This is a genomic window from Ruegeria sp. AG1 (assembly GCF_056541705.1).
The window spans coordinates 268,803-282,581 of the sequence record NZ_JBQFYU010000007.1 but is presented as its reverse complement, the minus strand read 5'-3'; the positions used below and the strand labels follow the sequence as shown (position 1 = coordinate 282,581).

The following is a 13,779-nucleotide window of genomic DNA, read 5'->3' as shown; positions in this document are numbered from 1 at the left end:
GCCCACTAACCCCTTACATATGGATCACGCGATCATACGCATCCAGAACGCTTTCATGCATCATTTCTGACAGTGTCGGATGCGGGAAGACGGTGTTCATCAGGTCTTCTTCCGTCGTCTCCAACTGACGACCTACAACGTAGCCCTGAATCATCTCGGTCACTTCCGCGCCGATCATATGCGCGCCCAGCAGCTCACCGGTCTTGGCGTCGAAGATCGTCTTGATCATGCCCTCAGGCTCTCCAAGCGCAATCGCCTTACCGTTCCCTATGAACGGGAAGCGGCCCACCTTGATGTCGTAGCCAAGCTCTTTAGCCTTGGCTTCGGTATAGCCAACCGAGGCCACCTGTGGGTGACAATAGGTGCAACCTGCAATGCTTTCGGGTTTGATCGGATGCGCGTGTTTGCCTGCGATCAGGTCGGCCACCATGACGCCTTCGTGGCTGGCTTTGTGAGCCAACCAGGGCGCGCCGGCGATATCGCCAATCGCATAGAGACCATCAACGCCGGTGCGGCAGAACTCATCCGTCACAACATGAGTACGGTCGATTTTCACGCCGAGTGCTTCCAGTCCCAGATTCTCGACATTGCCGACAATGCCAACGGCCGAGATTACCGTGTCGAACTCGTGCTTCTCGACCTTACCTTTGACCTCGATATGCGCGGTGACCTTGCCCTTGCCGCGATCAAGTTGCTTGACCATCGCTTTTTCCATGATGGTCATGCCTTGTTTGGTGAAGGCCTTTTTGGCGAAGGCGCTGATTTCCGCGTCTTCGACGGGCAGCACGCGGTCCATCACTTCGACCACGGTCGTATCCGCGCCCAGCGTGTTGTAGAAGCTGGCGAATTCGATCCCGATGGCGCCCGAGCCGATGACGAGCAGTTTCTTCGGCATCCGCGGTGGCTGCAGTGCGTGTTTATAGGTCCAGACCAGATCGCCATCCGCTTCCAGCCCTGGAAGCTCACGCGCACGTGCGCCGGTGGCGAGGACGATGTTTTTGGCGGTCAGCTCTTCGGTGCCCTTCTCGGTTTTCACCGAAACTTTACCCTTTGCGGTAATCGTCGCCTCGCCCATCACGACACTGACTTTGTTCTTCTTGAGCAAGTGGCCGATCCCACCCGACAACTGGCCAGCAACCCCACGTGAGCGTTTGACCACCGCGTCCAGATCGTAACCGAACTTGTCCGCCGTCAGACCAAAGTCCTTTGCGCGCTCCATCAGGTGGAAGACCTCCGAAGACCGCAGCATAGCCTTGGTGGGAATGCAGCCCCAATTCAGGCAGATGCCGCCCAGATGCTCTCGCTCGACCACGACGGTCTTGAGGCCCAGCTGTGCCGCGCGGATTGCGGCCACATAGCCGCCCGGACCAGCACCGATTACGATCAGATCAAAAGATTTTTCAGCCATGTGTCCCTCTCGGCCAAGGTCGGTTTGAAATTTAGTTTAGCATTAAACTATTTTTCACAGCGCATCAATATAGACATACCGCGACAAAAGCGACGTCGGTATGTTATGGTCGATACGTGCAGTTTTCAGCCTATACCCAAGCTTTTTCAAAGGCTAGAAAAGAACAGCCAGGGCCTCCGCCCGCCATATATTCACAAAGCATTCGAAAGACTTATCATGGCCAAGACCCTCAAAGACCTTCTCCTTGCACTTCTGAATGCGACGCTGATCCTTATCGCGCTTTGCCTGTTTTTGGGTTGGAAACTGGCTTCGACGGTGGAGGACGTCACCTCGGGGCTGTCGGAAAAGCTGCAAGTTGTCGCCCCGTTGCGGGACGAGGCGCAGGGTATTCGCGAACAACTTTCCGGACTGCGCAGCGATTTGGCCCGCATTCAAGAGGACGGTCTGGTGAGTAACACCGTCGTTTCTCTGCGAATGTCCAATACGCTAGACAAGCTGGAAACGATAGAAACCAAGCTGCAGACCGTTCAGACCCGGTTTGCAGAGTTGGCGGAATCACCTGACCAATTAATTGACCATGCAATTGAGACCTCGGCCGACGTGGCAGCCGACCGGATCATTGCTATCCGTGGATGCGGGCCCGAAAGTTAACCAGCTGCTTGCAACTCACGCACGGTAGAGCCATAGCCGCCCATGTCGACATAGGCGGTCTCATGCACGGTTGGTGTGCGTGAAAGGGCCTCATTCCGATAGGGGAATCGTCCGAATTTCCGGATTACTTCACGATGCGCGCGCGCGTGCAGCAGGTTGCTGGAATCCTCGCTGCTGAGGTTCTGGCAAATCAAACGCACACAGCGCTCCTGATCACACAGGTTCTCGGAATGCATCATCGGCAGATAAAAGAACTGCCGCGCGGGTTCGTCGATTTTCAGATCCCAGCCCTTGTCCACCGCGCATTTCGCAGCGGCCAGAGCCGCCCGATCCGACGAAAAAGCCCGTGCCTCGCCGCGGAACATGTTGCGCGGGAATTGGTCTGTTAAGATGATATAGGCCAGCGACCCGCTGGGATATGTGAGCCAGAGCGAAAACTTGCCCTCTGTCGCGGCTTCCCAAGTGGTCAGGAAACGGTCGCGGATCTGCTGATCCAGCGTGTCGTCCTGCATGTACCACCCCTTGGGGCCGACCTCATCCAACCAAAAACTCAATACGTCTTCAGGACCAACCATTGCCCTTAACTCCGTGTGTTGCCCTCCCCAGGGACGTAAGGTCATTTAAGGCTGTTTTACAGATTTGTGACAGTAAAATATTACTACATTTCGGACATATTTAGGCGTTAGCGGAAACATCTTGTGCGTCCTCCTCGGCCTCGGCGGCTTCGATAGCCACTTCCTGGGCCACCTCAAGCGCAACAGGGGATGCGGACGGGTACAGGGGCGACATGGTGCCGGTCTCGTCGACTGGGATCGCCGCGCGCTGCGTCATGCGATACATTGCGTAGCCAGCCATCGCGAACAGCAACGCCGCGATGAACAGGAAAAAGCCCGGAGGTCCAAAGATCCCGTCCCCCATCAACCAACCTGTAATCAGCGGGCCAGCAATCGCGCCCAAACCGTTGATGAAAAGCAAACCACCAGATGCAGCGGCCATGTCCTCACGATCCAGAAAATCGTTCGTATGGGCGATTAGCAGGGAATAGAGCGGGTTTGACATACCACCAATAAAGAAAGCGGTAACCAGAAGGATCGGGAAATTCACCCCGAAAAGCATGCCAGCTACGGCACTGGCACCGCCTATGGCTGCCGCCAGTAGGATCAGGAAACGCCGATCCATTCGGTCCGAGAACCATCCCAGCGGGTATTGCAGCACGATAGCGCCGATGTAGAAGGCGGCCACGAAGGTCGAAATCTCGATCAGGCTCAGCCCGGCGCGCGCGCCATAGACCGCCGCCATACCGAACTGTGCCGAAAACACGCCACCCAACAGGAACATACCGACACAGCCCAAGGGGGATTTGCCCATCAACTCGCGCAGGGTCATGGGTTTGGTGGTGTCGAATGCAGGGGTTGGAGAAATCGATAAAAGGATCGGCGCGAACGAGACGGAAACGAGGATCGACGCGATCACAAAAGTCTCATACCCTGCCGGATCGCCCAGCAGAACCAACCCCTGAGCCGAAATGATCCCCAGCATCTGCACAATCATATAGAGCGACAGTGCCTGCCCCCGGTTCTCATTACTGGCCGCGTTGTTGAGCCAGCTTTCAGCGGTCACGTACACGCCCGAGAAACAGAAGCCGATCACGGCACGCCCCAGGAACCACGCGATCGGGTCGGTCAGCATCGGATACATGATCATGACCGCGGAAATGAACGAGGCCAGGGCTGCGAAGACACGCACATGGCCGACCCTACGGATCATCTCGGGCGCGAGGCGCGATCCGCCTAGAAACCCCATGAAATAGGCCGACATCACAAAGGACATCTCGAGGGTCGAGAAACCTTCGATTTCACCGCGAACACCCAGAATCGTGCCTTGCAGGCCGTTGCCGACCATCAGCAGACCCATGCCGAGAAGAAGCGCCCAAGCGGTGGACAGAACCTGAATCATTTGGGCCTCCGGGATGTGCCAAGCTGAATTGCGAGTCGTTATGTGATCAAAACAAATGCAGATCGCGCCTGTCTACGACATTCCCTGTCTGACAGTGTCGCGGCTGAGGGTTTTAGGGGATCAGAAGGGATGAATCCCCATATGAGAAGAAGCGATATTTCTGTTCAATCGCATGGGCATAGACGGACCGCATACGCTCCTGCCCCATCAGAGCCGAAACCAGCATCAGCAGGGTCGACTTGGGCAGGTGGAAATTGGTCATCAGTGCGTCCGTCACGTGGAACTGAAAGCCCGGATAGATGAAGATGTCGGTTTCCCCTTCCCAAGGCGCGATCTGCCCACTGCGCGCGGCGCTTTCGATCAGGCGCAGTGCGGTGGTACCGACCGGGATCACCCGGCCCCCTGCCGCCATGGTGGCGCGGATCTCATCAGCAGCCTGCTGGCTGACCCGGCCCCACTCGGCATGCATCTTGTGGGTTGTCACGTCCTCCACCTTGACCGGCAGAAAGGTTCCCGCGCCCACATGCAGGGTCACGTGGCTGAATTCCACCCCACGCTCTGCCAGCGCAGCCATCAACGCATCATCGAAATGCAGCGACGCGGTTGGTGCGGCCACAGCGCCCGAGTTGCGCGCCCAGATGGTTTGGTAATCCGTCTTGTCCTGCTCGTCCGCTGGACGTTTGGCGGCGATGTAGGGTGGCAAGGGCATTGCACCGGCCTGTTCAAGGGCGGCGTCAAAATCCTCACCACTGAGGTTGAACTGCAGATAGGCCTGCCCGTCCTCTACCCGGTCCAGCGTCGCACTGAGATCGTCCGAGAATACGATCTCTTCGCCCGGCTTGACCTTTTTCAACGGCTTGATCAGCGCGGTCCAAGATCCATTCGCCTGAGGCTCCAGCAACGTCGCCTCGATCGCAGCGGAAACCAGCCCCTGCGCGCTGTCGCGGTGCCGCCGCCCGCTGAGCCTCGCCGGGATCACGCGCGTATCGTTCAACACAAGCCGATCGCCGGGGCGCAGCCAGTTGGGCAGATCGAACACATGGCTGTCCGAGATCGCCTCTCGCTCGGCCACCAGCAAACGCGCGGACGAGCGCGGGTTGGCGGGCCGGGTGGCAATCAGGTCTTCGGGCAGGTGGAAATCAAAATCGCTGAGTCTCATGGCCGCGCCATACAAGGCCGCAAGAGATTCGGCTATATCCCCTAGCGATCGCTTTTCGGGGCGCCGTAAGTACGCTTGGGTTCGTCAGGTTTGCGCGGTTGGGCATTCGGCCCATCTGAAACCGTAGGGGCCGGGGGACGCAGAAGGTTGCGCAGGAACAGCGGCGCAAGGCCCGATAGCGGGTTCACCGAGACCTTCGGGTCCGCCAATGGCCCCGTAAGAGAATAGTTGAACCCGATGACCCCCTCGCCCTTTTTGGTAAAGACGCTGCCGACCGCATTTAGAAGGTAGATCGGGGAAATGGCACCCCGCAGGTTCAGCGTCCCGGCCACCGTATTCACCGTTCCATCAAAAGACAGGCCCATGGACGGGCCGACCGCACTGCCGCTGAGAATCTTTACCTCGGTCGGGGTGATCCGCATCCGGCTGTCGATGGACGAGAAGAAAATGCCCTGGCCAGCCATCTCATCCAGCAACCCGACCAGACTGATTGCGTTCAGCAGCGCAGCCATCGCAGGCGCATCCTGAATACGGGTGCTGACGATACTAAGGATCACATCATAGCTGCCTGCGGCTGCGACCGGTTCCAACTGCACGTCCAACGTTCCGCCCCTTGCTTGTGTCAGCAAACCCGCCGAGCGCAAGACGGCGCCGGCATCGTTCGAGGTCAGCTCTACCGCGCTCCGCGCGCCCCGCGGGGTGAGGCGGCCTTGCATGGCAGCCCCACCGTTGACACGGGCGTTGAAGGTACCGTTGACCCCTCCGGTCGTTTGAAACGTGCCCTTGAAGCCGGTCAGCGCCACGCCCTCAGTGACTTGGAGGCGGTCAAGCGTTACGTCGAGATTTGGGCCAGCGCCCGACCCGCTGCCGCCACCCTCGGACCCGCCAAATGTGGCGCGGCCCAGGTTCAGCACCCCGCCAAGAACGCGAATGTCGGGTGCGGCGTTGCCCCGCCCGATCAGCTCGGCCGGAACAGCCAGCCAGTTGCCCAGATCGAAGGAACTGAAGGAAACACGGTCAAACTCTCCCTGCCGGAAGGTGATCGACGCCGCGGTCCGCAACCCCGCCGCCTGCAGGTTCAATGCATCAACCTTCAGCCCATCGCCCAGCGTTGCATCAGCAGTCAGCGTGCCGCTGGTCGACGCGGGTTTGCGCCATCCCAGCTCGGGAATGGCCAGCGTGACGCCCACCAGATCGGATGAGGCTGATAGTTGCGGCGGTGCGCCTGCACCGATACCGAGCGTAAAATCAGCCGTGCCAGACCCGCTTAGGAAGCTTTGCGGCAATCCGGCCTTTAATTCCGCCATCAGACGCTGGGACAGTTCGATTTGCCCCGTCACGGTGCTGCGCTGCGCCGTCTCGCCATCAATCGGCTGTTGCCATTTGGCCTGCACGGGCACATCGCCGAACAGGCCCTGCCCTTCGATTTGCACTGCAGTCTGGTCTCCGGACAACTCCAGCATCGGTGCGCTGACGGAAAATCCCGGTACCAGACGGTCGCTGCTCAGGTCTCCGAGCGTGCCTGCAAAGTGAAACTGCGTGTCCTGAAACTTGAGGCCCTTGATCAGCGGCAAGGACAACGTGCCCGTAAGCGCCAAATTTCCTTCGGCCATATCGACCGGCAGCCCTGCCTTGCCGAGCAGGCTAAGCGGCGGGCGATCCAGTAGGGATAGCGCGGCAGTAACACCCCCAGTCGCACTTATACGTGCAATACCCGGCGTATTTTTTTTGATTTCGGTATCGGGAATGATGAAGGACGTCCCCGATGCATCCACGGCCCCACCCTGATCGGCCATCACCACACCCTGCTGCGCGGTTGCGGTAAAGCGGTCGTCAATCAGACTGGCCTGCCCCTGCGCGCCTTCGACCGGAGGCAGGGTCTTGGCAAAACGGATGGTGGCATCCTCGAATCCGAAATCCAGATAGATGTCGGGTTTGTTGTCGGGTCGCAGACGCAGCGCGAAATCCATATCCGACAAGGCGCCCTTGGAAAGGTTTTTGGTCACCCACTCCCGCGGCTTCGGCGCCAGACGCTCGGGCCAATAATTTAGGACCTCTTCAGAGTCCATCTGGTTCAGATGCGCATCCAGATCGGCCGACCAGCCATCGGCCAGCCCGACCAGCAGACCCGAGGCCCGCACGCGGTGGCCGCCATCCTCAATCGTCATCTGACCTACGCGCAGCCGGAAAGGGGCGAATTTCATCTGAACGTCCAGATCGGCCCTTTTCAGGTTCAGCGGCTCGGGGAACAGGTTGGCCGGGTTGACGTTGATCCCCGTCAGGCTCCACTGCCCATCTAGACTGTCGAGCGTGCCGTTTTCCACCCCTTGCAGATAGGCTTTGCCTGCTGCCTGCACCGATCCCCAGGCGGAATCGATCGAGACCTCGTTGAAGTCCAGCTCCTGCCGGATGGGATCATAGGTGAAGTAGGTGCTCGCTGAGTCGAACGGGATGGCACGTGTCTCTGGATTCGGCTGCACCGCCCCGGCGCCTAGATTGAGCGTCGCGAAAACAGGGCCGAAAGCTCCTGAGCCATCGACACTGCCCCGCACCGCGCCCGAGATCGGCGTTTTCAAAACCTGCAACCACGCCAGCGCCGGGCTTTGGCCGTAGATGTCCTCGGCCGGGAGGTCGGTGATCGTCACGCCAAAACGTGCCTCGGGCGTTCCCAGGATGCTGGTATAGTTGGCTTCGATCTGGCTGGCGAAGTCGCGCCCGGACAAGACCGAGAACCCGGTCGCCAACCGCATGTCATCGTCATTGCGGGTGAGCTGAATATGGCCGCCGTCCAGAATCCAGGACCGCCCAAGCCGCAGATCGCGATAGTCCAGCGTGATCGCATCCAACTGCACCGAGGTCAGCGCAGACAGGACCGGAGACAGGAACACCTCATCCCCGGCCTCAATCAATTCGGCCAGGTTCGATGCGCTTTGCACGGGCGCGCTGCCAGTGCCCACTGTCAGGGTCAGCGCGCCATCCTCACCTCGGGTCAGGGCGATCTGCGCCCCGCTGAGTATGATCCGCTTGGGCCGCACATGACCGCGCAGCAAGGGCCGCATCGCCAGGCTGGCCCGCATATCCGACACTTGAGCGATCTGTTGTCCGGCCTGATCACTGATGGACACATCCGTCAGACGCAAACGGGGCCGCCAGCCTTCGTGAATGATAAAGCTGACATCGCCAAAACGGATCTGGAGACCGCCCAGATTTTCCTCCAACCGCGCCTCAACGTGACTGCGCAGCCAAGCCGGGGCGTGCATGCGCTGACCCAGCACCATGAACCCCGTGACCAAAGCCAGAACGACAAGCAAAACAACGCCGCGCAACGTCCAGATGCCCGCCGTCCGACGGCGCGAGCGGCGGCGTTTCGGTTGACCCCCCTCTTCGCTATTGTCCTGATCCTGCTGCACCAATTTGCGTTCCACGCCTTTCAACCCGTCCGCGTTGCCCTATGATATCGGGCAGCGTTTAAAAACCTTTAGCGGAGTTTCCAATGCCCGACGTTTCAGACATGGCCCCTGATTTCACCCTTCCCCGAGACGGCGGCGGTGAGGTATCCCTCGCGGATCTGCGCGGCAGTGCCGTCGTTTTATTCTTTTATCCCCGCGATGATACGCCGGGCTGCACCAAGGAATCCATCGGTTTCTCGGAGCAGCTTCAGGCCTTTGCCGATGCGGGCGCTCAGGTCTTTGGCATCTCGCGCGATAGCGTGGCCAAGCATGACAAGTTCGTCGCCAAACACGACCTGACTACGCCTTTGCTGTCGGATGAAAACTCGACCGTCTGCGAGGATTACGGCGTCTGGGTCGAAAAGAACATGTATGGCCGCAAATCCATGGGCATCGAACGCTCGACCTTCCTGATCGACGCCGAGGGCCGCATCGCGCAGGTCTGGCGCAAGGTCAAAGTGCCGGGCCACGTGGATGCAGTGCTTGAAGCCGTCAAGGCGATGTAGCCCCCCTCGACCCCGCGCGCCATCCGGTCTATCCCCAGCCTCAACAAGACAAGGCGGAGCGTACCAGTGCCCAAAACACTGACCCAGATGGCAAGCGAGGTTCTGACAACAGCGGACGGGCGGGAGAAAACCGCCCTGTCCAAACGCCATGCCGCCGCTTGGTTCGCATCGCGTAAGGGCGAAGGTGACGCGATTGAAATCGGCACCGCCACCCCGCCTTTGACCCCAGCACGCCCTGAAAAGCCCGAGCTGCTCTCACCCCGCGAAGTGCCAAAACGCAAACCGGGGTCCGAGGCCGGACGCATCGCGCTTTTGCACGCCGTTGCGCATATCGAGCTGAACGCGGTGGATTTGCATTGGGACATCATTGCTCGCTTTGGTCATGTACCCATGCCGATCGGCTTTTATGATGACTGGGTCAAATGCGCCGAAGAAGAATCGCGCCATTTTGAGATGGTCTGCGATTGTCTGGAACAGATGGGCAGCTTTTACGGCGCCCTGCCCGCCCATGCAGGCATGTGGCGCGCCGCCGAAGACACCGCCGAGGATCTGATGGGCCGCCTTGCGGTGGTTCCCATGGTGCTGGAGGCACGCGGGTTGGACGTCACACCCGGCATGATCGATATCTTTCGCAGGGCAAAGGCGGAACAGGCCATCGCTGCACTCGAGGTGATCTATGCGGAAGAGGTTGGCCACGTCGCCTATGGTTCCAAGTGGTTCCATTTTCTTTGTGGACGCGAAAACGCCGACCCCAAGGACGTCTTCCACCAATTGGTTCGGCGCTATTTCCACGGTGCCTTGAAACCGCCCTTTAACGAAGAAAAGCGCGCCGAGGCAGGATTGCCGCCGGACTTCTACTGGCCGCTAACAGAGGACATGCCCGCGCCGGGTCAGGTCTCAGACTGAGGTTAAAGGTTAATTTCGGCAGGTTTTCGCCGATCCGTAGGGGGAAAACTGCACCTTCGACGACAAATTGGTCAACAAACTTGCCCGAATGCTGAGACCCTATTAAGCATCCCGTCCAAGGGACGGCTATTGCACCACGACCGGTCCCGATCTTGGGGATGAGAGGTAAGACGCGTGAGAACACGTCTCGCAATTAAATTTCACTCGCTGCTCGAACGGCATTTCCCGGAACGCCGGGTTTTTCTGAAATCTGACAAAGACACACGGTACATCCGCCTCAGCTCGGAAACTCAGATCGCTGCGGTGACCGGTGTTGCAGTCATGGTTGGCTGGACCGCCGTCGCCACTGCGATTCTGCTGATGGACAGCATCGGATCTGGCAACTTCCGCGAACAAGCCAAACGCGATCAGGCCACCTATCAAGAACGTCTCAACATCCTGTCCGCTGAGCGTGACGCCCGCGCTCAGGAAGCCTTGGCCGCACAGGACCGGTTCAACGCTGCACTGGCGCAGGTCTCGGCGATGCAGTCCGAGCTTTTGGCCTCGGAAAACCGTCGGCGCGAGTTGGAAACCGGGATCGAGGTGATCCAGACCACCCTGCGCGCCACGATGAAACAACGCGAAGAGGCCCGTGGCGAACTGGCGAAGCTGCAACAAGATGCGGATACAACGGACGCCTATGTCGTGGCCGCCTCGGCCCCGGCGCAGATGGAATTCATGACAGACGCTCTGACCCGCACCGCGGAAGAGCGGGATCAGATCGCAGCCGACGCGCGTGATGCACTGGACCAGCGCGATGATCTGGAGCTGGAAATCCGACTGATGCAGGAACGCAGTGACGAGATTTTCCGCCAGTTGGAAGAGGCGATGGTGATCTCGGTCGAGCCTCTGGACAAGATGTTCCGCCAGGCGGGCATGCCCACGGACCGCATCATCGAAGAGGTGCGGCGCGGATATAGCGGTATAGGCGGTCCGCTGACCCCTTTGTCCCTGAGCACCCGCGGCGAAGAGAGTGACATCTCCGCCGACGAGGTGCGCGCAAACCAGCTTCTACAACAAATGGATCAGTTGAACCTGTATCGTTTGGCGGCCGAAAAAGCGCCCTTTGCGAACCCGGTTCATTCCGCTGTGCGGTTCACCAGCGGCTACGGCTCCCGCCGCGACCCCAAAACGGGCGGACGCCGGATGCATAACGGCGTCGATTTTGCAGGGCCCCAGGGCACCGATATCTTTGCAACCGCAGATGGCGTGGTCACCCATGCCGGTTGGCAATCCGGCTTTGGACGCCTTGTGAGGATCAAACACGCCTTCGGGATTGAGACACTTTACGCTCATAACACCAAGATCAACGTCAAGGTCGGCCAAAGGGTCTCGCGCGGGGATCATATTGCTGATATGGGTAGCACCGGACGGTCCACCGGCACGCATTTGCACTATGAGGTGCGCGTGAACGGAAAACCTGTAAACCCAATGACTTACATCAAGGCTGCGAGAAATGTTTTCTAAAAGCAAAATCAACGAGCCCGCATCCAAGGATTCTGAGGCGGCAAAACCTGCTGCTCCGGCGACTCCGGCGGCCCCTGCCCCTTCCGAACCCAAGGCCAGCACGGCGCCCAAGCCCAAACCGCCCGCGTCGGTCCTGTCTTCGGACCTGCACATCACCGGCAACATCAAGACAACCGGTGACATTCAGGTTGAAGGCACTGTCGAAGGCGACATCCGCGCGCATCTGTTGACCATCGGCGAAACCGCGACCATCAAAGGCGAAGTCACTGCAGACGACGTCGTGGTCAACGGCCGCATCGTGGGTCGCGTGCGTGGCCTGAAGGTCCGCCTGACCTCGACCGCACGGGTCGAAGGCGACATCATCCACAAGACCATCGCCATCGAAAGCGGCGCGCATTTCGAAGGCTCGGTTCAGCGTCAGGACGATCCCCTGAACCCTGGCCGCGGCGCAAAACCGGGTGCCAACCCGGCAGCGGAAGTCAAACAGTAAAGCAAATCCAACCCGGATTTTTGAAACGCCGCAGGTCATCCTGCGGCGTTTTAGATTCAATTGTGGGCCTTACTCTGAATCCAGTTCCAAGCTTGAACTGATACGGCTAAACTCTGCCTATGTGGATGTTTTTTGCTCTTGTCGCAGCCGTCGCAGGCGCGTTTCTGTATTGGTCCTGGTCCAAGAAAAAGGCGCGCGCAGCACTTCTGGCCGAGCCGCTCAGCGAAGACGACCGGCGCATCATCGCGGCACAGGTCCCCATCCTCCAACGTGTTCCCGCCGACCTGCGTGAGAAACTGGATGGCAAGATCAACTTGTTTTTAGAACAGGTGAGCTTTTACGGCTGCGACGGGCTGGAAGTCACCGATGAGATGCAATTGTCCATCGCCGCGCAAGCCTGCCTGCTCGTGGTGAACACCGACACTTGGTACGACAATCTGACGACCGTCCTGATATACCCCAACGCCTTCAAGTCTCGGCAGCAAAGACGCAGCGGCTATGTGATTACCGAGAAAGAGATCATCCGAACCGGCGAAAGCTGGGACCGTGGGCCAGTGATCCTGTCATGGGCGCATAGCAAACAGGGCGCGATGAATGACCATGACGGGCACAACGTGGTGTTCCACGAGTTTGCGCACCAGATAGACGACCTCTCGGGCGGTACCAACGGGGTTCCGGTTCTTGCAAAAGGACAGAGCTATGCCGAGTGGGAAAAGGTCTTCCTAACGGCCTATTCCGACCATGTCTTGGCAGTAGAGGCCGGGCAACGCACCGTCATCGACCCTTACGGCGCCGAAGGCCATGAGGAGTTTTTTGCCGTCTCGGTCGAGGTGTTTTTTGAGCGCCCTCACGCCCTGCAAAAGGCGGCACCTCATGTCTATGAACAGCTTGCCGCGCTGTTTAATCTCGATCCTGCGATATGGGGCGAAAGGCCTAACTGACGCGTAGGCCGTGAAAATTCCCCCAAACGCAAGTTTCACAAATCACGGTTTTTGAATTACTCTGGTTCTCATTGATTAATGGAGGACTATTCATGTCATCAAAACTCATGGCCGAATTCTTCGGCACGTTCTGGCTAGTTCTGGGAGGCTGCGGCAGCGCGGTTCTGGCGGCAGGGGTCGCTGATGTCGGCATAGGATGGCTTGGTGTATCCTTCGCCTTCGGCCTGACCGTTTTGACCATGGCTTATACGGTCGGCCATATCTCGGGCGGGCATTTCAACCCCGCGGTCAGCCTCGGCCTGATGATCGGAGGGCGTTTCCCCGCAAAAGACCTACTGCCTTATTGGGTCGCTCAGGTGCTGGGTGCAATTGCGGCAGCGGTGGTGCTGTATGTGATCGTCAGCGGCGCGCCGAGTTTTGAAGGTGTCGGTGGGTTTGCCTCAAACGGGTATGGCGAGGCGTCACCCGAAGGGTATTCCATGATGTCCGCGCTGGTGATCGAGATCGTGCTGACCGCGTTCTTCATCGTGATCATTCTGGGGGCCACCTCCAGCGGAGCGCCTGCGGGCTTTGCTCCGATCGCCATCGGTCTGGCCCTGACCCTGATCCACCTGATCTCAATCCCTGTCACCAACACGTCGGTTAACCCGGCACGGTCCACAGGCGTGGCCCTGTTTGCGGATGGCCCCGCCCTTGCACAGCTCTGGCTGTTCTGGGTCGCCCCGCTGATCGGGGGTGCCATCGGTGCATTGATCTGGAAAGCAATGGGCGACGACTGATCCAGGTCCCTAGCCCACAAGAGAACCC

12 protein-coding genes are annotated in these 13,779 nt (G+C 59.2%); 7 read left to right on the top strand and 5 right to left on the bottom strand.

Annotation, left to right across the window (positions count from 1 at the left end; translation table 11 throughout):
* Nucleotides 1-13: 13 nt before the first annotated feature.
* A complete protein-coding gene (lpdA, locus tag ACR0B5_RS13145; RefSeq protein ID WP_480540974.1) occupies nt 14-1,408 on the bottom strand; it encodes a dihydrolipoyl dehydrogenase in 1,395 nt (464 codons plus the stop codon).
* A gap of 216 nt (nt 1,409-1,624) precedes the next feature.
* Between lpdA and ACR0B5_RS13140 the strand changes: the two genes are divergently transcribed.
* Nucleotides 1,625-2,059, top strand: a complete 435-nt coding sequence (locus ACR0B5_RS13140; protein ID WP_480540972.1) for a hypothetical protein — start codon at nt 1,625-1,627, stop codon at nt 2,057-2,059.
* Here ACR0B5_RS13140 and ACR0B5_RS13135 read toward each other — a convergent pair.
* The 4 genes from ACR0B5_RS13135 to ACR0B5_RS13120 all read right to left on the bottom strand — a co-directional run bounded on the left by ACR0B5_RS13135 (nt 2,056) and on the right by ACR0B5_RS13120 (nt 8,599).
* The gene (locus tag ACR0B5_RS13135; RefSeq protein WP_480540970.1) at nt 2,056-2,634 is read right to left on the bottom strand and encodes a DUF924 family protein; all 579 of its coding nucleotides are present in this window, start codon (nt 2,632-2,634) and stop codon (nt 2,056-2,058) included. The genes ACR0B5_RS13140 and ACR0B5_RS13135 overlap by 4 nt on opposite strands.
* Before the next feature lie 100 nt (nt 2,635-2,734).
* On the bottom strand, nt 2,735-4,015 hold the full coding sequence (locus ACR0B5_RS13130) for an MFS transporter (RefSeq protein ID WP_170466251.1): 1,281 nt from the start codon (nt 4,013-4,015) through the stop codon (nt 2,735-2,737).
* Nucleotides 4,016-4,127: 112 nt separating this feature from the next.
* Nucleotides 4,128-5,174 carry a tRNA preQ1(34) S-adenosylmethionine ribosyltransferase-isomerase QueA gene (gene queA / locus ACR0B5_RS13125; protein ID WP_480540967.1) on the bottom strand — a complete coding sequence of 349 codons (1,047 nt, stop codon included), beginning with the start codon at nt 5,172-5,174 and terminating at the stop codon, nt 4,128-4,130.
* 41 nt (nt 5,175-5,215) lie between these two features.
* Nucleotides 5,216-8,599 (bottom strand): YhdP family protein, encoded by a 3,384-nt coding sequence (locus tag ACR0B5_RS13120; protein ID WP_480540965.1) that lies wholly within the window; start codon nt 8,597-8,599, stop codon nt 5,216-5,218.
* Between the two features lie 68 nt (nt 8,600-8,667).
* Between ACR0B5_RS13120 and ACR0B5_RS13115 the strand changes: the two genes are divergently transcribed.
* From ACR0B5_RS13115 to aqpZ, 6 genes are all read left to right on the top strand, one after another.
* On the top strand, nt 8,668-9,129 hold the full coding sequence (locus ACR0B5_RS13115) for a peroxiredoxin (protein WP_170373998.1): 462 nt from the start codon (nt 8,668-8,670) through the stop codon (nt 9,127-9,129).
* An 87-nt stretch (nt 9,130-9,216) separates the two neighbouring features.
* Nucleotides 9,217-10,035, top strand: coding sequence for a ferritin-like domain-containing protein (locus ACR0B5_RS13110; RefSeq protein WP_480541032.1), 819 nt, complete (start codon nt 9,217-9,219; stop codon nt 10,033-10,035).
* Nucleotides 10,036-10,209: 174 nt separating this feature from the next.
* Nucleotides 10,210-11,541, top strand: coding sequence for a DUF5930 domain-containing protein (locus ACR0B5_RS13105; RefSeq protein WP_480540963.1), 1,332 nt, complete (start codon nt 10,210-10,212; stop codon nt 11,539-11,541).
* The gene (locus ACR0B5_RS13100) at nt 11,531-12,031 is read left to right on the top strand and encodes a bactofilin family protein (protein WP_170374000.1); all 501 of its coding nucleotides are present in this window, start codon (nt 11,531-11,533) and stop codon (nt 12,029-12,031) included. Before ACR0B5_RS13105 ends, ACR0B5_RS13100 begins: the two co-directional genes overlap by 11 nt.
* A 125-nt stretch (nt 12,032-12,156) precedes the next feature.
* A complete protein-coding gene (locus ACR0B5_RS13095; RefSeq protein WP_480540961.1) occupies nt 12,157-12,972 on the top strand; it encodes a M90 family metallopeptidase in 816 nt (271 codons plus the stop codon).
* A gap of 92 nt (nt 12,973-13,064) precedes the next feature.
* Nucleotides 13,065-13,751, top strand: coding sequence for an aquaporin Z (gene aqpZ / locus ACR0B5_RS13090; RefSeq protein ID WP_170639600.1), 687 nt, complete (start codon nt 13,065-13,067; stop codon nt 13,749-13,751).
* Nucleotides 13,752-13,779: the final 28 nt, after the last annotated feature.